The sequence below is a fragment of the Nonomuraea mesophila genome, from assembly GCF_004352805.1.
In the GTDB taxonomy this organism is placed as follows: domain Bacteria; phylum Actinomycetota; class Actinomycetes; order Streptosporangiales; family Streptosporangiaceae; genus Nonomuraea; species Nonomuraea longispora.
Genome location: NZ_SMLD01000085.1, coordinates 1 through 23,510, shown reverse-complemented (window position 1 = coordinate 23,510; position 23,510 = coordinate 1). Strand labels below are relative to the sequence as shown.

General features: G+C 71.4%; 27 protein-coding genes. 10 read left to right on the top strand and 17 right to left on the bottom strand.

Annotated features, from left to right (window positions below):
- The first annotated feature begins 222 nt into the window (after positions 1–222).
- Together E1295_RS27895 and ald are read left to right on the top strand one after the other, a co-directional pair.
- Complete coding sequence (locus tag E1295_RS27895; RefSeq protein ID WP_132634269.1) at positions 223–1,605, top strand: aspartate aminotransferase family protein; 1,383 nt, start codon at positions 223–225, stop codon at positions 1,603–1,605.
- A gap of 65 nt (positions 1,606–1,670) precedes the next feature.
- Positions 1,671–2,780, top strand: a complete 1,110-nt coding sequence (gene ald, locus E1295_RS27890; RefSeq protein WP_132634268.1) for an alanine dehydrogenase — start codon at positions 1,671–1,673, stop codon at positions 2,778–2,780.
- Here the strand turns inward: ald and E1295_RS27885 are convergent.
- Together E1295_RS27885 and E1295_RS27880 are read right to left on the bottom strand one after the other, a co-directional pair.
- Positions 2,777–3,226 carry a VOC family protein gene (locus E1295_RS27885; protein ID WP_132634267.1) on the bottom strand — a complete coding sequence of 150 codons (450 nt, stop codon included), beginning with the start codon at positions 3,224–3,226 and terminating at the stop codon, positions 2,777–2,779. The genes ald and E1295_RS27885 overlap by 4 nt on opposite strands.
- The gene (locus tag E1295_RS27880; protein WP_132634302.1) at positions 3,223–3,540 is read right to left on the bottom strand and encodes a PadR family transcriptional regulator; all 318 of its coding nucleotides are present in this window, start codon (positions 3,538–3,540) and stop codon (positions 3,223–3,225) included. Before E1295_RS27880 ends, E1295_RS27885 begins: the two co-directional genes overlap by 4 nt.
- A 48-nt stretch (positions 3,541–3,588) precedes the next feature.
- Between E1295_RS27880 and E1295_RS27875 the strand changes: the two genes are divergently transcribed.
- Positions 3,589–3,969 (top strand): VOC family protein, encoded by a 381-nt coding sequence (locus E1295_RS27875; protein ID WP_220448915.1) that lies wholly within the window; start codon positions 3,589–3,591, stop codon positions 3,967–3,969.
- 90 nt (positions 3,970–4,059) lie between these two features.
- Here E1295_RS27875 and E1295_RS27870 read toward each other — a convergent pair whose 3' ends face one another.
- Positions 4,060–5,445 carry a tetratricopeptide repeat protein gene (locus E1295_RS27870; RefSeq protein WP_132634266.1) on the bottom strand — a complete coding sequence of 462 codons (1,386 nt, stop codon included), beginning with the start codon at positions 5,443–5,445 and terminating at the stop codon, positions 4,060–4,062.
- A gap of 271 nt (positions 5,446–5,716) precedes the next feature.
- On the opposite strand from E1295_RS27870, the gene E1295_RS49015 reads away from it, so the two are divergent.
- Positions 5,717–5,956 (top strand): hypothetical protein, encoded by a 240-nt coding sequence (locus tag E1295_RS49015; protein ID WP_166427445.1) that lies wholly within the window; start codon positions 5,717–5,719, stop codon positions 5,954–5,956.
- Between the two features lie 14 nt (positions 5,957–5,970).
- Here the strand turns inward: E1295_RS49015 and E1295_RS27860 are convergent, their stop codons facing one another.
- From E1295_RS27860 to E1295_RS27835, 6 genes are all read right to left on the bottom strand, one after another.
- Positions 5,971–6,906, bottom strand: a complete 936-nt coding sequence (locus E1295_RS27860; RefSeq protein WP_166427444.1) for a sulfite exporter TauE/SafE family protein — start codon at positions 6,904–6,906, stop codon at positions 5,971–5,973.
- Positions 6,907–7,079: 173 nt separating this feature from the next.
- On the bottom strand, positions 7,080–7,397 hold the full coding sequence (locus E1295_RS27855; protein WP_132634260.1) for an SHOCT domain-containing protein: 318 nt from the start codon (positions 7,395–7,397) through the stop codon (positions 7,080–7,082).
- 157 nt (positions 7,398–7,554) lie between these two features.
- Entirely contained in the window at positions 7,555–7,926 is a 372-nt protein-coding gene (locus E1295_RS27850; protein ID WP_132634258.1) for a VOC family protein, read from the bottom strand.
- A complete protein-coding gene (locus E1295_RS27845; protein WP_132634256.1) occupies positions 7,910–8,674 on the bottom strand; it encodes a class I SAM-dependent methyltransferase in 765 nt (254 codons plus the stop codon). The genes E1295_RS27850 and E1295_RS27845 overlap by 17 nt, the downstream gene beginning before the upstream one ends.
- A 46-nt stretch (positions 8,675–8,720) precedes the next feature.
- Positions 8,721–9,176, bottom strand: a complete 456-nt coding sequence (locus E1295_RS27840) for a Clp protease N-terminal domain-containing protein (RefSeq protein ID WP_132634254.1) — start codon at positions 9,174–9,176, stop codon at positions 8,721–8,723.
- Between the two features lie 8 nt (positions 9,177–9,184).
- The gene (locus tag E1295_RS27835; RefSeq protein WP_165974823.1) at positions 9,185–9,388 is read right to left on the bottom strand and encodes a helix-turn-helix domain-containing protein; all 204 of its coding nucleotides are present in this window, start codon (positions 9,386–9,388) and stop codon (positions 9,185–9,187) included.
- 51 nt (positions 9,389–9,439) lie between these two features.
- Here E1295_RS27835 and E1295_RS27830 point away from each other — a divergent pair, with 51 nt between their 5' ends.
- Positions 9,440–10,894: an FAD-dependent monooxygenase gene (locus E1295_RS27830; protein WP_132634252.1), complete on the top strand. Its 1,455-nt coding sequence runs from the start codon at positions 9,440–9,442 to the stop codon at positions 10,892–10,894.
- A gap of 21 nt (positions 10,895–10,915) precedes the next feature.
- Here the strand turns inward: E1295_RS27830 and E1295_RS27825 are convergent, their stop codons facing one another.
- The 3 genes from E1295_RS27825 to E1295_RS27815 all read right to left on the bottom strand — a co-directional run bounded on the left by E1295_RS27825 (position 10,916) and on the right by E1295_RS27815 (position 13,773).
- The gene (locus tag E1295_RS27825; protein ID WP_132634250.1) at positions 10,916–11,917 is read right to left on the bottom strand and encodes an ATP-binding protein; all 1,002 of its coding nucleotides are present in this window, start codon (positions 11,915–11,917) and stop codon (positions 10,916–10,918) included.
- Between the two features lie 105 nt (positions 11,918–12,022).
- Positions 12,023–12,670, bottom strand: a complete 648-nt coding sequence (locus E1295_RS27820; protein WP_132634248.1) for a response regulator transcription factor — start codon at positions 12,668–12,670, stop codon at positions 12,023–12,025.
- Positions 12,667–13,773: a sensor histidine kinase gene (locus tag E1295_RS27815; RefSeq protein ID WP_132634246.1), complete on the bottom strand. Its 1,107-nt coding sequence runs from the start codon at positions 13,771–13,773 to the stop codon at positions 12,667–12,669. The genes E1295_RS27820 and E1295_RS27815 overlap by 4 nt, the downstream gene beginning before the upstream one ends.
- A 47-nt stretch (positions 13,774–13,820) precedes the next feature.
- On the opposite strand from E1295_RS27815, the gene ggt reads away from it, so the two are divergent.
- Positions 13,821–15,599 carry a gamma-glutamyltransferase gene (gene ggt, locus E1295_RS27810; protein ID WP_246080423.1) on the top strand — a complete coding sequence of 593 codons (1,779 nt, stop codon included), beginning with the start codon at positions 13,821–13,823 and terminating at the stop codon, positions 15,597–15,599.
- Here ggt and E1295_RS27805 read toward each other — a convergent pair.
- A complete protein-coding gene (locus tag E1295_RS27805) occupies positions 15,589–17,037 on the bottom strand; it encodes a flavin-containing monooxygenase (RefSeq protein WP_132634244.1) in 1,449 nt (482 codons plus the stop codon). The genes ggt and E1295_RS27805 overlap by 11 nt on opposite strands.
- A gap of 134 nt (positions 17,038–17,171) precedes the next feature.
- Positions 17,172–17,345, bottom strand: coding sequence for a hypothetical protein (locus E1295_RS49010; protein WP_166427443.1), 174 nt, complete (start codon positions 17,343–17,345; stop codon positions 17,172–17,174).
- Positions 17,346–17,473: 128 nt separating this feature from the next.
- Between E1295_RS49010 and E1295_RS27800 the strand changes: the two genes are divergently transcribed.
- Together E1295_RS27800 and E1295_RS27795 are read left to right on the top strand one after the other, a co-directional pair.
- A complete protein-coding gene (locus E1295_RS27800) occupies positions 17,474–18,256 on the top strand; it encodes an SURF1 family protein (protein WP_166427442.1) in 783 nt (260 codons plus the stop codon).
- A 3-nt stretch (positions 18,257–18,259) separates the two neighbouring features.
- Positions 18,260–18,571 carry a DUF3817 domain-containing protein gene (locus E1295_RS27795; RefSeq protein WP_132634242.1) on the top strand — a complete coding sequence of 104 codons (312 nt, stop codon included), beginning with the start codon at positions 18,260–18,262 and terminating at the stop codon, positions 18,569–18,571.
- Between the two features lie 21 nt (positions 18,572–18,592).
- Here E1295_RS27795 and E1295_RS27790 read toward each other — a convergent pair whose 3' ends face one another.
- From E1295_RS27790 to E1295_RS27780, 3 genes are all read right to left on the bottom strand, one after another.
- Entirely contained in the window at positions 18,593–18,787 is a 195-nt protein-coding gene (locus E1295_RS27790) for a hypothetical protein (protein ID WP_132340063.1), read from the bottom strand.
- Between the two features lie 135 nt (positions 18,788–18,922).
- The gene (locus tag E1295_RS27785) at positions 18,923–20,020 is read right to left on the bottom strand and encodes a protein kinase domain-containing protein (protein ID WP_132634240.1); all 1,098 of its coding nucleotides are present in this window, start codon (positions 20,018–20,020) and stop codon (positions 18,923–18,925) included.
- Positions 20,021–20,029: 9 nt separating this feature from the next.
- Positions 20,030–20,884 carry an arylamine N-acetyltransferase family protein gene (locus E1295_RS27780; protein ID WP_132634238.1) on the bottom strand — a complete coding sequence of 285 codons (855 nt, stop codon included), beginning with the start codon at positions 20,882–20,884 and terminating at the stop codon, positions 20,030–20,032.
- 72 nt (positions 20,885–20,956) lie between these two features.
- On the opposite strand from E1295_RS27780, the gene E1295_RS27775 reads away from it, so the two are divergent.
- Positions 20,957–21,640, top strand: a complete 684-nt coding sequence (locus tag E1295_RS27775; protein ID WP_181958050.1) for a response regulator transcription factor — start codon at positions 20,957–20,959, stop codon at positions 21,638–21,640.
- Positions 21,637–23,510: sensor histidine kinase (locus tag E1295_RS51155; RefSeq protein ID WP_246080421.1), on the top strand; the 1,874-nt coding region annotated here is incomplete at its 3' end. The genes E1295_RS27775 and E1295_RS51155, both read left to right, overlap by 4 nt.

The window sequence follows — 23,510 nt, the reverse complement described above, 5'->3', positions numbered from 1 at the left end:
CAGTTCTACAGGGTGACAGGCGCTTTGCCGTCATGAGGAGGATACGAGGTCCCGCGACGCGGAAGCCGGTCCGGACCGTGGCCGCCCGTTTGCGGATTTCGTTGCCGTTACACAGCGGTGTTGCGGATCTCGATTTTCTTGCAGAGTGTCGCGACCGATTCGCTTGGCAGGGAGCAGGTGAACAGGCAAACTGTGGGAAGTCAGACACGAGGGAAGATAACCATGACGCAGCCGGAAAACGACGTCCTCAAGGCCGCGCAGGACCACCTGTGGTTGCACTTCACCAGACACAGCTCCTACCAGCAGTCCGAGATCCCGACCATCGTCCGCGGTGAGGGCTCCTACGTCTACGACATCCACGGCAAGCGCTATCTCGACGGTCTGGCGGGGCTCTTCGTCGTCCAGGCCGGGCACGGGCGCCAGGAGCTCGCCGAGGCCGCCGCCAAGCAGGCCCAGGAGCTCGCGTTCTTCCCGCTGTGGTCCTACGCCCACCCCAAGGCGGCGGAGCTGGCCCAGCGCCTGGCCGCGTACACCCCCGGCGAGCTCAACCGCGTCTTCTTCACCACCGGCGGCGGCGAAGCCGTCGAATCGGCGTGGAAGCTGGCCAAACAGTATTTCAAGCTCGTCGGCAAGCCGCTCAAGCACAAGGTCATCAGCCGCCAGATCGCCTACCACGGCACCCCGCAGGGCGCGCTGTCGATCACCGGCATCCCGGCGTTCAAGGAGATGTTCGAGCCGCTCGTGCCCGGCTCCATCAGGGTGCCCAACACCAACCACTACCGCGCGGACGAGATCACCGGCGTCAAGGGCATGACCCCCGAGGAGTACGGCTTCTGGGCCGCCGAGCGCGTGGCCCGCGCCATCGAGATGGAGGGCCCCGACACGGTGGCCGCCGTCTTCGCCGAGCCCGTGCAGAACGCCGGCGGCTGCTTCCCTCCTGCCCCCGGCTACTTCCAGCGCCTGCGCGAGATCTGCGACGAGTACGACGTGCTGCTCGTCTCCGACGAGGTCATCTGCGCGTTCGGCCGGCTCGGCACCATGTTCGGCGGCCAGAAGTTCGACTACGTGCCGGACATCATCACCTGCGCCAAGGGCCTGACCAGCGGCTATTCCCCTATCGGCGCCATGATCGCGCACGAGCGGCTGTTCGAGCCGTTCAAGGACGGCGACACCATGTTCCCGCACGGCTACACCTTCGGCGGCCACCCCGTCTCCGCCGCCGTCGCGCTGGCCAACCTCGACATCTTCGAGCGCGAGGACCTGCTCGGACACGTCACCAGGAACGAGCCGCTGTTCAAGGAGACCCTCGACGGCCTGCGCGACCTCCCGATCGTGGGCGACGTACGCGGCTCCGGTTACTTCTGGGGCATCGAACTCGTCAAGGACAGGACCACCAAGGAGACGTTCGACGCCGAGGAGTCGGAGCGGCTGCTGCGCGGCTTCCTGTCCAAGGCGCTGTACGAGGCCGGCCTCTACTGCCGCGCCGACGACCGCGGCGACCCCGTCATCCAGCTCGCGCCCCCGCTGATCGCCGGTCCCGCGGAGTTCGCCGAGATCGGGTCGATCCTCCGCGACGTGCTCACCGAGGCATGGGCGCGCCTGTAGGGGCCGCTCGCCGTGACACCCCCTCGATCCGGTACGACGTGCCGGCGCCCGAAAGGAAACACCGCATGAAGATCGGCGTTCCCGCCGAGGTCAAGAACCACGAATACCGGGTCGCGGCGACCCCCGCCGGCGTGCACGAACTGGTGCGCAACGGCCACGACGTCACCGTGCAGCGGGGCGCGGGCCTGGGCTCGTCCATCACCGACGAGGAATACCTGGCGGCGGGCGCCAAGATCGTCGACAGCGCCGACGCGGTGTGGGGCGAGGCGAGCCTGGTGCTCAAGGTGAAGGAGCCGATCGCCGAGGAGTACCACCGGCTGCGGGAAGGGCTGGTGCTGTTCACGTACCTGCACCTGGCCGCCTCCCGCCCGTGCACCGACGCCCTGCTCAGGGCGAGGACCACCGGCATCGCGTACGAGACGGTGCAGGTCGGCGGGGCGCTGCCGCTGCTCGCCCCGATGTCGGAGGTCGCGGGCCGCCTCGCGCCGCAGGTGGGCGCGTACAACCTGATGCGCTCCAACGGCGGACGCGGCGTGCTGCCGGGCGGCGTGCCCGGGGTGGCGCCCGCCAAGGTCGTCGTGATCGGCGGCGGCGTGTCGGGGCTGAACGCCGCGCAGATCGCCGTCGGCATGGGCGCGGACGTGACCGTGCTCGACACCAACCTCGACCGGCTGCGCTCCATCGACGCCGTCTACCAGGGCCGGCTCAAGACGCTGGTCTCGACGTCGTACACGATCGAGCGGGAGGTCCCGCAGGCCGACCTCGTCATCGGCGCGGTGCTGATCCCGGGCGCCAAGGCCCCCACCCTGGTCTCCAACGACCTCGTGTCGCGCATGAAGCCGGGCTCCGTGCTCGTCGACATCGCCATCGACCAGGGCGGCTGCTTCGAGGACTCGCGGCCGACCACGCATGCCGACCCGACGTACACGGTGCACGACTCGGTCTTCTACTGCGTGGCCAACATGCCGGGCTCCGTCGCCAACACCTCCACCTACGCCCTCACCAACGCGACCCTCCCGTACGCGGTCAAGCTGGCGAACATGGGCTGGCGGGAGGCCGTCAAGGCCGACGGCGGGCTCGCGGGCGGGCTCAACACGCACGACGGCTCGCTCACGAACCAGCCGGTCGCCGAGGCGCTCGGGCTCGCGTACACCCCGATGACCGAGTTCGTCTAGCCGTCCACGCGGTACGTCGTGCCGCGCACGATCTCCTCGGGGGTGAGCTGCTCCCTGGCGGTCGTCACGGCCCAGCGGTGACCGAAGGGGTCGCGCAGCACGCCGTACCGCTCGCCCCAGAACATCTCGTCCACCGGCATCTCCACCTCGGCTCCCGCGCTGATCGCCCGCTCGGCCACCGCGTCGGGGTCCTCGACCTCCAACAGGACCAGCACGGGGCTGCCGCCCAGCGTCGGCGGGGCAAGTGCGCCGAGGGCGGGTGTCTCCTCGCTGACCAGCAGCCGGCCGGCGCCGAGCTGGAGCTCGACGAAGAGGATCGTCCCGTCGGGCAGCGTGTTGCGGAACACCTCGACCGCGCCCAGGCCCTCCCGGTAGAACCCGATCGCCGCCTCCGTGTCGCGCACGAACAGATGCGGGCACAACCCCTGCGGTCGTAGCGACGTCATGTGATCAGGCCTGCCTCTCTCGCGGCCGTCACCAGGCGGGTCATCAGCTCGGCCTCGTCCCGTGCGGCCCGCTCACCGTGCGGGGTCAGTTGGTAGTAGCGCCTTCTGGCGTCGTGGGGCGCGTCCGGGTCTCCGGCGTCGGACTCCTCCACCAGCCCGTCGGCCACCAGCCGGTTGATGGTCCGGTAGAGCGTGCCGGGCCCCAGCTTGACCGCGCCGCCGCTGATCTCCTCGACGAACCGCATCACCGCGTAGCCATGCCCGCGGCCGCAGGCCAGGGCAAGAAGCACGTGGAACCCGGCGGCGGTGAGCATGATTGACACGATAGCACCATTCTGGTTATATCCGTCATGGATATAATCATGGGAGGTACGATGACGCTCGCCGTCAGCCAGGTCACCCTCTACGTCGACGACCAGCAGCGCGCGGTCGACTTCTGGACCGGCAAGCTGGGGTTCACGGTCACCACCGACATGCCTTACGGCGACGACCGCTGGATCGAGGTCGAGCCGCCCGGCGGTGGCGCCCGGCTTGTCCTCATCAAGGCCGCCCCCGACTGGCCCGCACCGGTCAAGGACATGCCCCACTATGTGCTGTTCCAGGTCGACGACATCGTCAGGACGCACGAGGAACTCGTGGCGCGCGGCGTCGAGTTCGTCCAGGAGCCGCAGCACCAGCCGTGGGGCTGGTCGGCCGTCTTCAAGGACGACGAAGGCCACCAGTTCCACCTCGGCCAGCGCTGATCACCGCCTTCTGGCCCACGCTCGGCCGGCACTGACCACCGCACCCCGGCCCACGCTCGGCCTGCGCTGGGCAACCGGCCACTCGGCCGGTCAGCGCACCCCCAGCCGCCGGCGCAGGTCACGGGCGGTGGCCAGCACGTGCCGGAGCTCTCCCGGGCTCGGCCACGGGGCGCTGCCCGGACGCAGCAGCGTGCCGCGTACCGACGCCAGATGCTCGACCGCGCTCACGTGCACCCCGCTCCGCTCCACCAGCCACCCGATCACCTCGGAATGGTCGTGCAGCGGCCGGGTCACCACGTCCCACGTGCCCAGCACCTCCGTCAGGTCCCGTACGTCCAGCGCCACGCCGCCCCTGCGCCCGGTCGCGGCGGCGGCCAGCTCCGCCCTCGCCGTCAGCTCCGGCTCGGCCGAGCGGCCCCAGGCCGGCGGCGGCGGGTCCGACAGCCACTCGCGCGCCTCGCCGTGCTCTCCCGCCACCGACAGCAGCCCGCCCAGCTCGACCGCCGCCGCGTGGTGCCCGGCCAGCGCCGCCTGCCTGAACCAGTGTTGCCCGCCCGCCAGGTCGCCGAACTCGGCGATGAGCAGCAGCGCGTAGTCGTAGGCCGACTCGGGGTCGCCGCCGGCGGCCGCCCGGCCGAACCAGTGGCTGGCCGCCGCGCTGTCGCCCAGCTCCACGCAGACGAACCCCGCCATCCGCTGGTCCTCCACCCGCCCGGCGCCGGCCGCGCGCTCGAACCAGGCCCGCGCCGTACGCAGGTCGCCCCTGGACAGCGCGAGACCGCCGAGCCGGGAGGCGGCGCCGGCGTGCTCGCACGTGGCGGCCAGCCGGTAGTAGGCCTCGGCGCCCTCGGGGTCGCGGCTGGCGTGCAGGTAGAGACCCATGCAGTGGGCCGACTCGGCGTGGCCGCCCCTCGCCCCGCGCTCCCACCAGTGCACGGTCTCCCCGTCGTCGCCCGCGGAATAGGCGAGGAAACCCAGGTCGTGCGCCGAGGCGACGTCGCCGTCGGCCGCCGCCTGGCGGTGCCATTCGCGGGCCGCCGCCAGCTCACCCGAGTCCTCGCACAGCAGGGCCAGCCTGCGGGCCGCCGCCCGTGACCCGTTGCGCGCCGCCGCCTCGAACCAGCACCTGGCGGCCACGGCGTCGCCGCGCTGTTCGAGCAGCAGCGTCGCCAGGTTGGCCGCGGCCTCGGCGTCGCCGGTGCTCGCGGCCCGCTCGTACCAGGCGACGGCCTCCTCCAGGCTGCCGTGCTTCTCGTGCCAGATGCCCAGGTTGTAGGCGCTGTCGACGTTGCCGTCCGCGGCGGCCCGCTCCCACCAGTGCTTGGCGGCCGCGCGGTCACCGTGCTGGGCGTAGAGCTTGCCGAGCCGGTGCGCGGCCTGCGCGTCGCCCGCACGCGCCGCAGCCAGCAGCTCGTGCTCGTCCCCCACACGTGGCGCCGGTACGGACGGCGCCGTCACCTCTCCTTGCCAGGCCATGGCGACAGAGTGGCACGTGATCACGCGATCGCGAACCGTAATCGCCGACAAGTGCTCCAGGGAGGCGGTCCCGTGCGGCAGTTTCCGCTCCAGCTCCGCGATGTCCGCTGCATGTCCTCATGCTGGCCTGGCCCGGTCCGTCCAGGCGCATGACGATGAAGATCGCACAGAGTAACGCCGCTCGCTCCTGGAGATCGACGCGGGAGCACAACCGAAGGAGAGAAAGACGATGATGCGCAAGAGAACTGTCACGGGCCTCCTCGCTACTGTCGTGACTGCGACCGGGCTGTGCCTGGCCTTTCCCGGAACCGCCATCGCGAAGGCCTGCGACGGAAGGGCGCCGGCCGGGTCCGCATCGCGAGCCGTGTGGTGGTGCGAGGGCTACTACATGACCTGGCAGGAGTGCCGCGACGCGGGGACGGCGTACGTGGGTGCTCAAGGCGCGATCGCATGGGCCTGCGACGAGGTGGGCGACCCGAGGTACCCCTGGGGGCTCAGCATCCTGGACTGAAGCAGCGACGATGATCAGTGCCCGGGTGCGGAGAAGGTGAGGATCCCGGCGTACATGCCCATCCCGCAGACGTAGCGCAGGCTTCCCGGTGGTTGTGGCGGCAGGCGTACGGTGGCCGGCAGGGCGACGTCGCGGCCGTCGATCACGACGGTGTCCGTGCAGCCGTGCTCGGCCACCTTGAAGACGACCTCGACGGGCACGCCCGCCCGGGCCGACACGATGGCAGGGCGGTAGCCGTCGCGGGTGGCCCAGACCGTGACGCTCTGTCCTCCCGGCCCGGTGACCGCCTGCGCGGGGTCGGGGGAGGGCAGCCAGCCTCCGAGGCTGATCCCGGAGGCGGCGGTCCAGAGCCCGGCGGCGATGGCGACGACCCCGGCCAGCCTGGCCAGCCGGGTGCGGGAGACGCGCCGCAGCACGTAGCCGAGCAGCGCGAACGCCGGAGCCGTACCGATGACGAATCCCGCCATGGCCGCCGCCCCCGCCACCGGCGACCCGCTGGAGACCGCGACCAGTTCCACGCCGAGCGTCACGCCGCACGGCACCAGAACGGTGGCCGCGCCCAGCAGCGGCGCCCTGTACCTCGAAGGAGCCTGCGATGGCGGCGGGGCGCAGCCGGCGTGCCCGCGCCGCATGAGCCGGATCGCGAACACGATCACCGTGACGCCGGCCACGACGAGCAGCACGGCCCGCGCCTGCGGTGGCAGGGCGACGGCCGAGCCGAGCAGCCCCAGCAGCGCGCCGGCGACCGTGTGGGAGGCCAGCCGGCCGGCGAGGAACCAGGCCACGAGCGCGCGATCACGCCCGTGGTGGCCGTCGGTCAGCCCCATGAGCAGCCCGCCCTGTGCCGCGGTGCACGAGGCGGTGCCGGCCACGAGCCCGGCGGCGACCCCACCGGCGAGCAGGGCGGCGGCGCTCACGCTCAGCGGGCCGGCGCGGTGTGGCCGTCGCACGTGCCGCGGAACCTGGCGATGAAGCGCATGTTCGTCCCCGCTCTCTACGATGCCCGTACACGCAACGTAACCCGGCGTTCCGCATGCGGCGAGTGACAGTTTCCGCACCTACGGTGACGTCGGGGTGCGGCCCGCGCAAGACCGGGTGAGCGGTGTTCAGGCCGGGGGACACGTCATGATGCCCCGCCCTTGAGAACGGAGAGCTTCTCGAAGTACTCGTCGTCGCTCATCTCTCCGCGGGCGTACCGCTCGGCGAGGATCTGCTCCGCGGACGCGGTCGGCGAACCTGCGGGCCTGGCGGGTCCGGCGTGCCCGGCGTGTCCCGGGGGCCCTGCGGGGTGGGCCTGGCGGGGACCCCACCAGCCCTTGCGCCGGGCGATGATGGCCAGCGCCACGACGCCGACCCAGAACAGGCCCCAGAACAGCGGGAAGATCGGCCAGAACGCGCCCGAGCCGCCCCAGTGCGGCGCCAGCAGTGCGATGGTGTTCATGTCTCCTCCTTGACGGTTGCCTTCAGCATCCGCCAAGAGGCCGTGCGGCGAATCGCACGTCAGGTCCGGTTCGCGCTGCGCCCGGGGGAGTGCTCGGCCCGGGCCCGCGTACGCCCGCCGGCGTAGGCGCGGGGCCGCACCTCGTCCCGCGAGCCGGTCAGAAGACGCAGAACTCGTTGCCCTCGGGGTCGGCCATGATCACCCAGTCGTCGCGGGTGGCCACCACCGTGGCGCCCAGCTCGGTGAGGCGGGCGATCTCCGCGTCGGGGTCGTCGGAGTCGACGTCGAGGTGGACGCGGTTCTTGACCACCTTGTGCTCCGGCACGTGCTGGAACCACAGCCGTGGCGGCCCGCCCTCGACCAGCACCGTCGGGTCGTCCTCCGGGTCGTCGATCCCGTGGGCGCGCAGCCGCGCGAGCTCGGCCTCGTCGTAGGGGGCCACCGCGTAGCCGTCGAGCACCGCCGCCCAGAACCTTGCCAGGGAGGCCGGATGCCGGCAGTCGACCACCACGTCACGCAGTCTGGCCATCGGGTTTCCTCGCTTCGATCAGGAACCTGGCGGAGTGGGCCACGAACGGCCCTTCGTTCTCGATGCGGTCGTGCAACGCGCGCAACCTGTCGTGGTAGCGCTCGACCGTGAAGCCCGGCACGATCCAGATGACCTTGCGCAGGAAGTAGACCACCGCGCCGATGTCGCGGAACTCCATGCGCAACCGCTCGGACCGCAGGTCGACCACCTCCAGCCCGGCGGCCTCGGCCTCCCGCACGGCCTCCCCGGGGTCGCGGGCTGAACCGTGGAGCGGGCCGAGGAAGACCTCCGCGAGCGCGTACACGCTCCTCGGACCCACCTGCTGGGAGAGGTAGGAGCCGCCGGGCCGCAGCACGCGGGCGATCTCCTCCCACCACGTCTCGACGGGATGGCGGCTGGTCACGAGCTCGAAGGCGCCGCTCGCGAACGGCAGGCGCGGCTCCTGGTCGTCGGCCACCACCCAGGCGCCGCGCGGGCGCAGCCGCGAGGCGGCCAGCGCGAGGTTGGGCGGCCACGACTCGGTGGCCACGGTGACCGGCGGCAGCGTGGGGACCCCGGCCAGGATCTCGCCGCCGCCCGTCTGGATGTCGAGCGTGGACCCGACCGTGGCCAGACGCTCGCCGAGCAGCCTGGCGTAGCCCCATGACGGGCGCTCCTCGGTGGCCCGGCCGTCGAGCCAGGAGAAGTCCCAGCCGTCCACGGAGACGTCGGCCGCCTCCTGGACGAGGTCGTCGTACGTGCGCCGCATGCTCCGACCCTGTCAGCAGCCGAACTTCGCGTTCAAGCGATTTTCGTCACGCGAGTCGGCCGCGCGCCGCCGCGCGGTCGATCCCGAGCTGGTCGATGACCTGTGCGGCGGGATCGGGACGCGTGAGCCCCAGCAGGCCGAGTGCGAGATGCCGGGGCATCTCGGCCTCTCTCGTCTTCGTCGTCGTGGCCTTGACGGCCCGGTTGAGCACGGCGCGGGCGCTGGAGGTGAGCGCCGTGTCGGGGACCCGCGGGTGTTTGCGCGGCGTCTTGGGCACGTCGCCGACCTCCAGGCCCAGCATGCGCAGGGCCGCCCGGTCGAGCTCGTCGAGCGCCGCGCGGGCGGCGGCCGTGTCGACGCCGAGTCTGCGCGCGGACTCGGCGTGGTGGAGGAGCCCGAGCAGGAGGTGCTCGGTGCCCATCCGCCGGTCGCCGCGCAGCCGCGCCTCCTCGAACGCGGACTTGATGATCACTGTGACCGTGCTCTTCTGCCTGCCGAACATCGCCGGCCTCACTTCCCGTATTTGGCGTGCACCGACTGCCGCGACATGCCGAGCGCGTCGCCGATCTGCTCCCAGGTCCAGCCCTGCTCCCTGGCCAGCGCCACCGACGTCGCCTCGACCTGCTCGGCCAGCCGGTGCAGCGCGCCGACCGCCCGCAGGCCCATCGCCGGGTCGCCGGCCCTGATCCGTTCGGACAACTCTGTGACGTCCACGCTGTCAGGCTAGCTTGACACGCGAACTTTTGTCAATCTAGCCTGACAGCCATGGAAGAAGTGTTGATCGTGGGGGCGGGACCCGTGGGGCTGATGCTCGCGTGCGAGCTGAGCCTGGCGGGAGCCCGCCCGATCGTGCTGGAGAAGAGGACCGCGCCGAGCGAACTGCCCAAGGCCAACGGGCTCGCCGGCCAGATCGTCGACTTACTCGACCACCGGGGGCTGCTGGAACGTTTCAGCGAGGGCAGCCCCTTCGCGGGCCGGGCGCCGGGCTTCCCGTTCGGGGAGGTGCCCCTGCGCTTCGACGGGCTCGGCGACGCCGCGCTGCGGTTGCTGCTCATCCAGCAGCCGCGCCTGGAACGGCTGCTCGCCGAGCGGGCGCGCGAACTCGGGGTCGAGATCAGGCGGGGGCGCGAGGTGCTGTCGCTCTCGCAGGACGAGGAAGGAGTGACGCTCGACGTCGCCGGCGCCGGGCCCGTCAGGGCGCGGTACGCGGTCGGCTGCGACGGCGCCCGCAGCCTCGTACGCGAACAGGCCGGGATCGCCTTCCCCGGCACCACCGACGAGGAAGGGCTGACGATCGGCCACTTCAAGGCCGACATGAAGGTGTTCGACTCGCTGGAGGGTGAGGGCCTGCAACCGGGCTGGAACCGTACGCCGCACGGCCGCGTGCTGCTCACCTCGCTCCACGACGGTGTGCTCGTCGCCGGCGTGCGCGAGCGCGGCGGGCTCCCCGACGGCGCCGTGACGCTGGAGGACTTCCGCGCCGCCGTACGCCGCGTGCTGGGCCGGGACGTGCCGCTCGGCGAGCCCATCTGGATGTCCAGCACGGCCACGCAGGCCAGGCTGGCCGGACGCTACCGCGCCGGCCGCGTCTTCCTGGCGGGGGACGCCGCCCACCTGTTCCCCGCGGGCGGGTCGGCGCTCAACGTCGGCATGACGGACGCGGTCAACCTCGGCTGGAAGCTGGCCGCCGCGCTGCGCGGCCGGGCGCCCGCCGGGCTGCTCGACACGTACGAGGCCGAACGGCGGCCGGTCGGCGACCGTACGCTCCTGCAGACCCGCGCGCAGGCGGCGATCGACCGCGCGGACGGCGAGTACGGCGCCGCGCTGCGCGAACTGCTCGCCGAGGTGTTCGCCTTCGAGCAGCCGGCCCGCCACCTGGCCGGGCTGCTGCACGACGCCGGCGCCCGCTACGGGCCGGGCGACCACCCGCTGACCGGCCGTTTCGTTCCCGACCTGACCCTGGACGACGGCCGCCGGGTGGCCGAGCTGATGCGGTCGGGCCGCCCCGTCCTCCTCGACCTGGGCGACGGTTCAAACGAAGGGCCAGACGGGGGCTCGGGCGGGGGCTTCAGTGTGCTCGACGATGCGGGGATCGACCTGGTCAGGGCGCGCTGCGACGACCCGCCCGCCGACGCTCTCCTGATCCGCCCCGACGGCTACGTGGCCTGGGCGGGCACGGCGGGCCTGGCCGCCGCGGTGTCCACCTGGTTCACCGCTTGAAAGGCCGACGCCCGCGGCGGGTCAGCTCGACGCGTACATGCTCTCGAGGTCCAGCAGGCGCACCTGCCCCTCCGCGCCGGCCGTCTCGAGGTCGGACGAGAATCCGTTCCTCGAGAAGAGCACAAATGAGGCGTCTCCGGCGTTCCAGCCGAGCGACACGAGCAGGTCGCGTATGTGCCGCAACCTGTGGAGGTCGGCCGTTGTACGGGTTTTGTTGGTGCACTTGGCCTCGCCGATGAGGGTGATGCGCGCGCTTTTCGACCGGGGGAGCGTCGCACGGCTGACGGCCATGACGTCCACCTCGTGACCGCGGTGTTCCGGGCAGGCGACCTCCGTCGTGCCGACGTGGCCGATGTCGTCCAGGCCCACCTCGTCGCCGTGCCATCGCACCCACGTGCGCGCGGCCTCCTCGAAATGCGGTCCGAGAATCTTGTCGGAGAAGGTCGTGCGCGAGCGCTCCCACACGACGCGGGCCTGCCGCATCTCCAGAGCGCTGATGTTCGGCTGGACGATCAGGTGGTGGAATCTCACTGTCGGGTCGGCGATGGTGATCGTCGGACGGCGCTGCCGTAGGAGGTCCTGCTCGTGCCGGAGGAAGCCGCCGTCCCTCATGACGTTCAGGTGGTATGTCAGCGCTTTGGCGTCCATGCCGACCAGGCCGCCGATCTGGGTGGGAGAGGTCGCTCCCATGGCGACCGCCCACCAGATCGCGTTGTAGATGGCGCGGTCACGGATGCGAGGGTCCTCCGCGAGGAGGTAGTCGGGTTCGGTGAACAGAACGTGTGACGGGTTGAGTATGGTCCGCTCCAGCCAGTGGAAAAGCCCTTCCGCGCCAGGTTCCGGCGGATCGCCGACGATGTCGCGGTAGCCCGGCGCGCCTCCCAGCACCGCGTCGATGAGAAAGGCGGTCCGAGGGTCGGTTTCCCAGTATTTCGCGGCGTCTCGGAATCGGAACCGGCCGATGCGCAGATCGAGAACCGCCCTGCCGCGCAACGCCTGATCACCCGCGAGCAGGGAGGACATGATGGAGATCGCCGAGCCGCAGAGGATGAGCTTGAAAGGCGGATGGCCCTTGCGAGGTCCGCGTTGCCAAAACCGAGTTAGCCTAACTGGATTTTGGTTAGCCGCTCAGGCCCAGCCCGGCTTCACCAGGCCCGACTCGTACGCGATGACCACCAGCTGGGCGCGGTCGCGGGCGTGGAGTTTCATCATGGCCCGGCTCACGTGCGTCTTGGCCGTGGCCGGCGACATGAACAGCTTGGCTGCGATCTCGTCGTTGGTCATGCCCGTCCCGACCAGGGCGAGCACCTCCCGCTCGCGCTCCGTGAGCTGGTCGAGGCCGTCGACGGCGATCGGGGCCTTGGCGCGGGTGGCGTATTCGGCGATCAGCCGGCGGGTGACGCTGGGCGACAGCAGGGCCTCCCCGGCCGCGACCACCCGGACGGCCTGGATCAGCTCGGCCGGCTCGGTGTCCTTGACGAGGAAGCCGCTGGCGCCGCCGCGCAGCGCCTCGAAGACGTACTCGTCCAGCTCGAACGTCGTCAGGATGATGATGTGCGGGCCCGGCGGCATCTGGCGGGTGGCGGTCAGCCCGTCGGTGCCCGGCATGCGGATGTCCATCAGCACCACGTCGGGCTGGTGCTCGCCCGCCAGCCGCACCGCTTCGGCGCCGTCGGTCGCCTCGGCCACCACGGTCATGTCGGGCTGGGCGTCGAGCAGCGCCTTGAAGCCCGCGCGCACCAGCGCCTGGTCGTCGGCCAGCAGCACCTTGATCATTTGGTCTCCTCGGGTAGGGGGAGCCGGGCCTCGACCTTGAAGCCGGCGCCTGACGGGACCGCCACCAGTGTGCCGCCCAGTGCGGAGGCCCGTTCCCGCATGCCGGGGATTCCGTTGCCGCTGCCGGCCTCGGCGAGCAGGGGCACGTCCGTCCCGCCCGTGTCGGACACCGTGAGGAGCAGTTCGTGCTCGCCGTATTCCAGGCGGACGGTGACGTCGGAGCCGGGGGCGTGCCGGGCGGCGTTGGTGAGCGACTCCTGCACGATCCGGTACGCGGCCCGCTCCACCTGGGACGGCAGCGGGCGGGAGCCGACGCGCTTGAGGGTCACGTGCACCCCTGAGCGCTCCACCAGGTCGTCGAGGCGGTCGAGCCCGGCGGTGGGGGCACGTGGGGCGCCCTCGCGCAGGACGTTCAGCACCGAGCGCATCTCGCCGAGCACCTCCTTCGACGCCGTCTTGATGGTGGACAGCGCGGTCCTCGCCTGCTCGGGGTTGGCGTCGATGAGGTGCAGCGCGGTGGAGGCCTGGACGTGGATGAGGGAGATGTTGTGCGCGAGCACGTCGTGCAGCTCCTGCGCCATGGTCAGGCGCTCCTCGCTGGCCTGCCGCCTGGCCTCCTCCTCGGCCGTGCGCTCGCGTTCGGCGCGGCGTTCCCTGACGATCCTGACCAGCTCGGCCAGCACCATGAGCAGCATGATGAAGGTCAGGATCCACACGCTGTGGAGGAGGCCGCGGTTGCCCATCAGCCAGGCGTAGGCGAGGAACGACACCAGCGTCGCCCCCGCCATGATCCAGGCGATCAGCCGCCTGCCCCGCGTGACCAGCAGGAACAGCAGCACCGCCGGGCTGACGAAGCTGGGGCCGTAGGCGTACCCGCCGACCAGGAACAGGTCGTTGGCGGCCAGCGCCGCGGCGGTCGTGGCCAGCGGGAAACGCCGGTGCAGCAGGATCGCCAGCGGCCCCACCAGCAGCAGCCCGAAGGCGTAGGGGTCGAGCGGCTCCCTGAAGTCCTGCTGCCCCCAGGAGGCGCCCCTGCCGATGACGACCTGGGCGGCGGCCACGATGAGGGCGAGGTAGGGGTCGAATCCGTACTTCCCGCGCACGTCACCCACGCTAGATCAACGCTTCGACCAGCGCATCATCCCTGTGTGTGAGGGGGCCCTACCGCGACGGGCGTACCTGGGTCATCGTGGACACCATGCGCCGAGTGATCGTTCCCGCAGCAACAGCTCTCGTCCTGCTCGTGCCGGCGGCGCCCGCGCCGGCCCATCCCTCGCAGAAGGTGCCGGTCGCGGAGGGGTACGGCGGCGCCGTGGCCACCGTCGACCTCGACGCCAGCAAGGCCGCCGTCTCCGTGCTCAGGAAGGGCGGCAACGCCATGGACGCCGCCGTCGCCGCGGGTGCGGTGCTCGGCGTCACGGAGCCGTACTCGTCGGGCCTGGCCGGCGGGGGTTTCATGGTCTACTACGACGCCGGGAAGCGGAAGGTCTTCACGATCGACGGCCGCGAGACCGCGCCCAGGGCGATGACCGCGACCACGCTGGAGGGCATCCCGTTCGAGGAGGCCGTCACCAGCGGCCTGTCCGCCGGCGTGCCGGGCACGGTCGCGAACTGGGACCTCGCCCTGCGGAGATTCGGCACGATGTCGCTCGCCAAGGCGCTGCGGCCCGCCATCGACGTGGCGTCCAGGGGCTTCGTCGTCGACCAGACCTTCCACGACCAGACCGCCGCCAACGCCGACCGCTTCAAGGACTTCACCTCCACGGCCGAGCTGTACCTCCCGGACGGCGCTCCGCCGCCCGTCGGCTCGACCTTCAGGAACCCGGACCTCGCGGCCACGTACCGTGAGCTGGCCAGGCGCGGCCCCCGCTGGTTGTACGGCGGGCAGCTCGGCAAGGAGATCGTGGCCACCGTCAAACGGCCGCCGGTCACCCCGGGCAGCACCCGCAACGTCCGGCCCGGCCTGATGGAGCTGTCCGACCTGCGCGCCTACCGGGCGCTCCTGCGCGAGCCCACGAAGGTCTCCTACCGGGGCATGGACGTGTACGGCATGGCCCCGCCGTCCTCGGGCGGCTCCACGGTCGGGGAGGCGCTCAACATCCTGGAGGCCGTGCCCGAGGCCGGCCTGCACGAATACCTGGAGGCGTCCAGGCTGGCCTTCGCCGACCGCGGCGCGTACGTCGGCGACATCCCCCGCGTGCCGCTCAGGCAGTTGTTGTCCGACGGCTTCGCCAAGGAACGGGCCTGCCAGATCGGCGACACGGCGATGGCGCACCCGGCCCCGCCCGGCGACCCCGACGGCTCGTACGAGCGGTGCCCGCGGCCCACGGGCAGCGCCACGCCGGTCGCGAAGGAGGGCCCCGAGACCACTCACCTGGTGGTCGCCGACCGCTGGGGCAACGTGGTGGCCTACAACCTGACCATCGAGTCCACCGGCGGCAACGGCATCGTGGTGCCGGGGCGGGGCGTGCTGCTCAACAACGAGCTGACCGACTTCACGTTCGGCCCGGCGCCGGGCGACCCGAACCTGCCGGGCCCCGGCAAGCGGCCGCGTTCGTCGATGGCGCCGACGCTGGTGTTCGACCACGGCAGGCCGGTGCTGGCGGCCGGCTCGCCGGGCGGCTCGACCATCATCACGACGGTGCTGCAGATCCTCGTCAACCGGTACGAGTTCGGCATGAACCTGCCGGACGCGCTGGCCGCGCCGCGCGCCACCCAGCGCAACACCGAGCAGACGCAGGCCGAGCAGGCGTTCCTGGACGAGCACCGCGCCGAGCTGGAGGCCAAGGGGCACACGTTCGCGCTCAATCCGGAGATCGGCGCCGCGACGGCGCTGGAGTTCCTCGGCAGGGGCCGCGTCCAGGCCGTGGCCGAGCCGACCCGCAGAGGCGGCGGCAGCGCGATGGTCGTCGATCCGGCTAGAAGATGAGCTCGTAGGCGCCGGGTTTCACCTTCCGGGTACGTGCCCAGTACTCGAAGGTGAAGCCCGGCCAGATCGTCCTGTTGACTCCGTGTTCGTCCAGGTACCACGACCGGCAGCCGCCCGCGTTCCACACGAGCGGGTCGAGCCGTTCGCGCAGCCGCCGGTCGAACGCCCGCTGCGCCTCCGGCCTGACGTCGAGGGCCCTGGCGCGGGTTCTGGACAGCAGGCGCAGGCAGCCGATCACGTAGCGGACCTGCGCCTCGATCATGAAGGCCACCGAGTGGTGCCCGAGGCCGGTGTTGGGGCCGAGCAGGAAGAACAGGTTGGGGAAGCCGGCGGTGGTGATGCCGTAGTAGGTCTGGATGCCGTGCTGCCAGGCGTCCTGGATCTTCATGCCGCCCCTGCCGACGATGTGCTGCTCGGCGAGCGCGTCGAGCACGCGGAAGCCGGTGCCGTAGACGATCGCGTCGGCGGGGTGTTCGCGGCCCGCAGCGTCCACGAGCGAGTGCGGCCTGATCTCCGTGATCTCGTCGGTGACCAGCTTGACGTCGTCCCTCATCAGGGCCGGGTAGTAGTCGCTGGAGATCAGGATGCGCTTGCAGCCGATGAGGTAGTCGGGGGTGAGCCGGCGGCGCAGGTCGCGGTCGGGGACCTGGGCGTGCAGGTGCTTGAGCGCCAGCTTCTCGTGTGTCTTCATCAGGCGCGGGTCGACGGCGAAGCCGAGCGCGCGTGACTCCAGGGCCCAGTAGAGGGCGGTGCGCAGCGCCCTCGCCGCACCGGGCAGGCGCAGGACGTGGCGCGCCCGGGGCGGGATGGCGAAGTCAAGTTTGGGGTGCAGCCACGGGGCCGTGCGCTGGAAGACGGTGAGCTCGCGGGTGATGGGGGCGAGCCGGGGGACGAACTGGACGGCGGAGGCGCCGGTGCCGATGACGGCGACCCGCTTGCCGGTCAGGTCGACGGAGTGGTCCCAGGCGGCCGAGTGCATGGCCGGACCGACAAACGACTCGCGTCCCGAAATTTCGGGGTATTTGGGGAGGTGTAGGGCGCCGATCGCGGAGATCACGGCGTTCGCGCGCAGCGTGCCGCCGTCGTCGGTGGTGACCGTCCAGTCGCGGCGGATGTCGTCGTACTCGAGGGCGGTGACGTGCCTGCCGTACCGGATGTGCGGGGTCACGCCGTGCCTGTCCGCGCACGACCGCAGATAGTCGTGGATCTCCCGCTGCGGCGCGAACATCCGCGACCAGCCGGGATTGAGGTCGAACGAGTACGAGTACATGTGCGACGGCACGTCGCACGCGCATCCCGGATAGCTGTTGTCGCGCCAGGTGCCGCCCAGGTCGCCGGCCTTCTCCAGGATGACGAAGTCGTGATGGCCGGCGGCCTTGAGCTTGATGGCCATGCAGACGCCGGCGAGGCCGGCGCCGATGATCACGATCCCCGCCATCGAACCTCCACGGCGTACCTATTGGACTTTACGTCCAATGTAAGGACGGGTGTCGATCGGGTCCAGGGTGAACAGGCCACAGGAATGACGAAAACCCGCCACGGCCTCCGCGGCGGGTCGTCCTGGTCGGATGCCTACTGGAGCAGGAGGAAGGCGACGACGCCGACGATCACGACCGCGACGACGACGGCAACGATGGGGAGGATGGGCGACTTCTTCGGCGGGGTCGCGGCTTCCTGCTCACGTCGCTGTGCGAACGCGCGGAACTGCTGGGTGTTGCCCGCCGGGTCGATATGCTGGTCAGACATGAGCAGCAGCCTAGCGTGAGCGCCTGTGTCGTTTGCGGCGTTTGGCGGGATCAGTAGGGGTGAAGTGCACCCTGTCGCAAGCGTGGCCTGATTAGGGGACCACCCCACCCGGCGGATAGTTTTGAACCATGCTGAGGACCCTGCTCTCCCCACGCTTGCTGGGGCTGCACGCGCTGACCGTCGGGGTCCTCATCGCGTTCATCCTGCTCGGCCGCTGGCAGCTCGGCGTCTTCCACGACTCGGGCAGGCCGCGCGCCTCCACCGACCCCGCGCCCGTCGCGGTCACCGCGCTCGCCCAGGTGAGCTCCCAGCTCGGCGGCGAGGCCGTCAGCCGCAGGGTCACGGCGGAGGGCGTCTATGACGCCGACCGCCAGCTCCTCGTGGCCGACCGGCGGCCCGACGTCGACGCCCCCGGGGGCAACGTCTCCCGCGACCAGGGCTACTGGGTGCTCACGCCGCTCCGGCTCGACGACGGCACGCTGATGCCGGTGGTGCGCGGCTGGGTGAAGACCTCGGGCGACCCGGCAGTGGCCGCGGTGCCGGAGGGCCGGGTCGCGGTCTCGGGGCGGCTGCGCCCCCAGCAGGGCACCGACAGCGTGCAGCGCCGCGGCGAGGGGCTGCCTGCCGGCCAGGTGCAGACCGTGTCGACGGGCGAGCTGGTCAACCTGTGGACGGGGCAGAAGGTGCGCGCCGGCTATGTCGTGGCGCAGCCGCCGTCGGGCTCGCTGACGCAGGTGAAGGTCGACCCGCCCGTGGTCGGCGGCACGCTGACCTGGCGTAACCTCGCTTACGCGGCGAACTGGTGGATCTTTGCCGGATTCGCCGTTTTCATGTGGTTCCACTTCGTACGCGACGCCGTACGAGCGGATCGGGAACGTGGCAAGTCCCCTGAGATGGCTCTGGAAGGTTAAATCGTGGAATCGGCTCTGAAGCCCTTCCGGGTGCTGGCATACGTCGTCGGCGTCATGCTGCTGGTGTTGTGCGTCGGCATGGTGCTGCGTTACGGCTTCGGCGAGGAGGCCATGTCGAAGATCATCGCGCCGATCCACGGCGGGCTCTACATGCTCTATCTCGTCGCCGTGATGAATCTGGGCATGAAGGCACGCTGGACGTGGCCGTACATGCTCGGCGTGATGCTGGGCGGCACGGTGCCGTTCCTGTCCTTCTACGTCGAGCGCAGGGTGACCCAGCGGGTGCAGACGGCGCTGACCGCGGCGGAGGCCTGAGGCGGCCTCCGCCGGGCGGGCTCAGCGGCCGATGCCGCGCTTGCGCGCCCTCTTGAGGCGCTCGCGCTGCGACGGGTCGAGCATCAGGTAACCGATCACCGGAGCTGCGACCACGCCGAGGACAACCAGCAGGGTGACAAAGCCGGTGCCGAAGATCATCAGGGACAGCAGCACCGCGGCGCCCGCGCCGATGGCGTACTTCTGGACTGGCGACATCCTCAACATCCTCCGAACGCGGAGCGCGCGCCCCGCCTCTTCCACATTGTGCGTCGCCTGTCCAACGAGTGAAGCCTCCGTCGTTGTTCCGATCGCGATGTATCGCAATCGTTGCCCAGGTTTTTTCAGCGGTTCTCAGCCCTGCCGGGCCGTGATCGAGAGGAGCTCGGAGCGGACTTCGTCAGGCGTCGGGCGGTCCTGCGGATGGCCCGACAGCAACCGTAACAGGACGGGCGCCAGCGCGTCCGCCCTGGCCAGCCGCGCGCCAGGGGCCGGGGGCGCACCCTCGACCGCGGTGAACAGCGTCGCGCCCAGCGACCACAGGTCGGCCTCCTGGCTCTGGGCGCCCTCGGGAGCGGTGTAGGCGGGCAGCGTGCCCGCTCGCAGCAGCGGCAGGAGCCGCGCCCGTCCGCTGCCGTCGATCATGACGTTGCCCGGCTGCACCCCGCCGTGGAACTCGCCGATGGCCAGCAGCCGGTCGAGCAGGGCGAGGCCCACCTCGGCGGCGCCCGCGGGCGGCAGCGGGCCCGACGCCGCGATGACCGCGTCCAGCGGGCGGTCCACGGCCAGCCGATCGAGCGTCTCGCGCACCACGTCCATCGGCGGGGCCCCCGACGGGTGCAACATCGCCCTGACCAGGGACCTGAGCGGGTCGGCGCCCTCGGCGGGCATCTGGCCCGGCGGGCGGCCCTCGATCGCGAAATGCAGCGTGGCGGCCATGGACCACAGGTCGGCGGACGGCAACATGCTGAGGCTGGGAAAGCCGAACCCCGTGAGCACCGCCCGGCCCGTCGTGGTGAGCAGCACGTTGCCGGGATCGACCCGGCCGTGCACGATGCCCGCCTCGTGCGCGGTGGCCAGCGCCGACAGGACACAGACCCCGACCCGGGCGGCCTGCGGGGCGGGAAGTGGCCCGCGCGCGCGTACGGCCTGCTCCAGCGAGGCGCCCGAGACGAACTCCATCACCAGCCACGGCGTGCGGTCCTCGATCACGACGTCCAGCACGCGCACGATCGAGGCGTGCCGCAGCGTGGTGGCCCGTCGCGCCTCGTGCAGCGCGGCGTCACGCAGCTCGGCGGGAACCCGCAGCCGCCTGACCGCGACGTCACGGTGGCGCGTCTCGTCGAAGGCCAGGAGCACGGACCCCGCGCCCAGGGGGTTGAGCAGCCGGTAGCGGCCGGCCAGTCTGGTGGTCTCACCCATCTCGACGTGCACGATAGCGCCCGTACGCACGCGTGGCCATCATGCGGGACCGCCCGCCAGCCAGGCCTCGTGGGCGTCGTGGATCCTGCGCCAGAGCTTCTCCCTCTCCTCGGCGCTTACGTCGTCGAGCGGCAGCGCGAACACGTCGGCCAGGGCCGCGAAATAGTCGCGTGCCGTGTCCAGGACGATCGTGTGCGCGTCCGTCCCCACCCTGCGCAGTTCGAGCCCGCGCAGGGCGTCCACACCGGAGCCGTCGCGCCGCTGGACGACAGCGACCCGGACGAACCCGGACGTCGGCGACGTCGTCAAATGGTCATGCATGCTGACGAAGGCCGACATGTCCGTGGGTGCTGGGCCAAAGTCCATACCTACGAACGAACCACTCGGATCGTGCTCGAACCGCCAGCCGCCGGGCGCCACCTCGGAGGGGCGCAGCCCGTACGTGAAAGGGCCCTGCCGGTAGGAGCCGGCGACCAGCGGGAGCGGCTCGTGCAGGCCGTCGCCCAGCCCTGTGTCGACCAGCCACTCCCCACCCGGATTGCCGTCCGAGGGCAGGCCGTGCGCCGTGAGCACCAGATGGTTGCCGGTGACGCCGGGCTCGCCGCCCCGCAACTGCGCGCCGCCGACATGCCGGGTCACGTCGTAGCCGAGCGCCCTGAGCAGCCCGGAGAACGCGCCGTTGAGGTGGTAGCAGTAGCCGCCGCGGCCACGGATCACCCGATCGGCAGACTCGGCGGGATCGACGGTGGTGGGGCGGCCCAACCAGATCTCCAGCACCTCGTACGGGACCCGTTCGATATGGGCGACGTGCAGTGCCCGCAGGTTCTCGGCGCTGACGGGAGCGCCGAGCAGCTCGGGCAGACCGAGGCGGCGCAAGTATGCGGCTGTGTTCACTCGCCCAGTCTGCACCGGATATGCACAATTCAAGCAGTGTCGTCTGCACAGGGCGCTTCTAGGCTTCCGTACGTGGCAGAGCAGCGACGCATCCTCGTGGTCGAGGACGATGTGACGATCGCCCTGGCCGTCAGGAACAGACTGGCGGCCGAGGGGTTCGACGTCAGGGTGGCGGGCGACGGGCAGGACGCGCTCATCCAGTACGGCAGGGCCGAGCCCGACCTCGTGATCCTCGACCGGCTGCTGCCCGGCCTCGACGGGCTGGAGGTGTGCCGCCGCATGCAGGCGGCCAGGCCGGTGCCCGTGCTCATGCTGACCGCGCTCGGCGACGAGACCGACGTGCTCGTCGGGCTCGGCGTCGGCGCGGACGACTACCTGGCCAAGCCGTTCAGCATGCGCGAGCTGGTCGCCAGGATCCACGCGCTGCTGCGCAGGGTAGAACGGGCCTCCCAGCTCGCCGTCGAGGACACCGTGATCAGGATCGGCGAGGTCGAGATCGACACCGCGGCCCGCAGGGTGTTCGTGCGCGGGGCGGAGGCGCAGCTCACCAGGACGGAGTTCGACCTGCTGCGGCGCCTGGCCGAACGGCCCGGACAGGTCTTCGAGCGCGACCGGCTGCTGTCCGACGTGTGGGGCTTCTCCGAGGCCGCCGCCACCAGGACGGTCGACAGCCACGTACGGGCGCTGCGCCGCAAGCTCGGCTCCGACGTGGTCCGCACCGTCCACGGCATCGGATACGCGCTGGTGCGGCAGTGAGGCCGCTCGACTTCCTGGGCCGGATCAAGGTCAAGCTCGGCATCGTGATCGTGCTGGCCGTGGGGACGGCGTTCGTCGTCAACGAGGTCGGCATCGCCTCCGGCCTGTCCAGTGAGGTACGCATCGCGGTGGCCGTCGTCCTGGCGTTGATCATGGTGCAGCTGCTGGCCATGGGCATGACCAAGCCGCTGCGCCAGATGGCCAGCGCCGCCCAGACGATCGCCAAGGGCAGCTACACGCTGCGCGTCAACGCCACCTCGCGCGACGAGGTGGGGGAGCTGGCCAGGGCGTTCAACGCGATGGCCGCCGACCTCGGCGAGGTCGACCGGCAGCGGCGCGAGCTCGTCGCGAACGTCAGCCACGAACTGCGCACCCCCATCACCGGGCTGCGCGCCGTACTCGAGAACGTCGTGGACGGCGTCTCCGCGCCCGACCCGGTCACCATGTCGACCGCGCTCGCCCAGACCGAACGCCTCGGACGGCTCGTCGCCCAGCTGCTCGACCTGTCGCGACTCGACTCCGGGGTACGCCTCATCGAACCCGAACCCGTCGAGCTGGCACGGCTCGCCGAGCAGGCGGTCAGAGAGGCGTCGCTGGCCCGCGACGACGTCACCGTCCGGTCGGCGGTCCCAGCCTGGCTCGGGGTGCGCGCCGACCCCGACCTGCTCGCCCAGGTCCTGTCCAACCTTCTCGACAACGCCGTACGCCACAGCCCGCCGGGCGGCGTCGTCACCGTCACCGGCGTGGAATACGGCGAATCGGTACGGCTCGCCGTCGCCGACCCGGGGCCGGGCATCCCGGCGGCGGCCAGGGAACGCGTCTTCGAACGCTTCTCCCGCCTGGACGCGGGCCGCACCGTCGACGGCGGGGGCGCGGGGCTGGGGCTGTCCATCGTGAAAGAGATCGTCGAGCTGCACGGGGGTTCCATCCGCATCGACGACTGCCCGGGGTGCCGGATGGTCGTCGAACTACCAGGGAGGACGACGATGGCGGACACGCCATTGCCACACGAACCACACACGGGGGACGAACGGCTGACATCCGATGACACGCGGGCACCTCGCACGGCGGGTACCACGTCGGAGGCCGCACCGGCATCGGGGCCTGTCTCGGCATTGGGGCCCGTATCGGGATCGGAGTCCGTCTCGGAATTGGGGTCCGCATCCGGATCGGGGCTCGTATCGGGGTCTGTATCGGGATCTGGGTCCGCTCCGGGACCGGACGCCGGTTCAGAGCCGGGGGCCGACCTCGTGGAGGGCGCCGTGGTGAAGGGGGACGTCGAAGGGCCGCAGCCGGGATCGGTGCAGGACACCCCAGCCGCTCCGGCCGTTGCCGGTGCTGCGGAGAGGGCCACGGGCGGTAGCGGGGAGCGGGGGCTCGCCGAGGACGCCGCAACATGGTCCCTGCAGGAACCCGGTCGCGGCGCCGGCCCGGCTACCGCTGGAGGGAGGGCGATGGACGCGACCATGCCAGGTGGGTTCCCGCCCGTCGGCGCGAGCTACGCCAGGATGTTCGGTGGCGGGACCATCGGGGTGCTGGTCGGGTTCGTGGTGGGGATGGTCGCCGCCGTGATCGTCGGCATTGCCCTGGGCGCCGGGTTCGCCATCGTGACGCTCGCCGTGTGCGTGGGCGGCATGGGCGCCGTGGGGGTGGCCATGGGAGCCGGGTCGGCGCGGCGTGCCGCGGAAGCGGCGTACCGGATGGGTCCCTACCGAGGGCAGGCGGGCACCCAACCGGCGCCGGTGGGCGGCCACGGCGGACCGGCAGCCCACCCAGGCGGGCAGCCGGGCCCCGCGGGTGGTCAGGCGCATCACCCGGGCGGGCAGCCCGGGCTCGCGGGTGGGCAGGCGTACCAGCCGAGTGGGCAGGG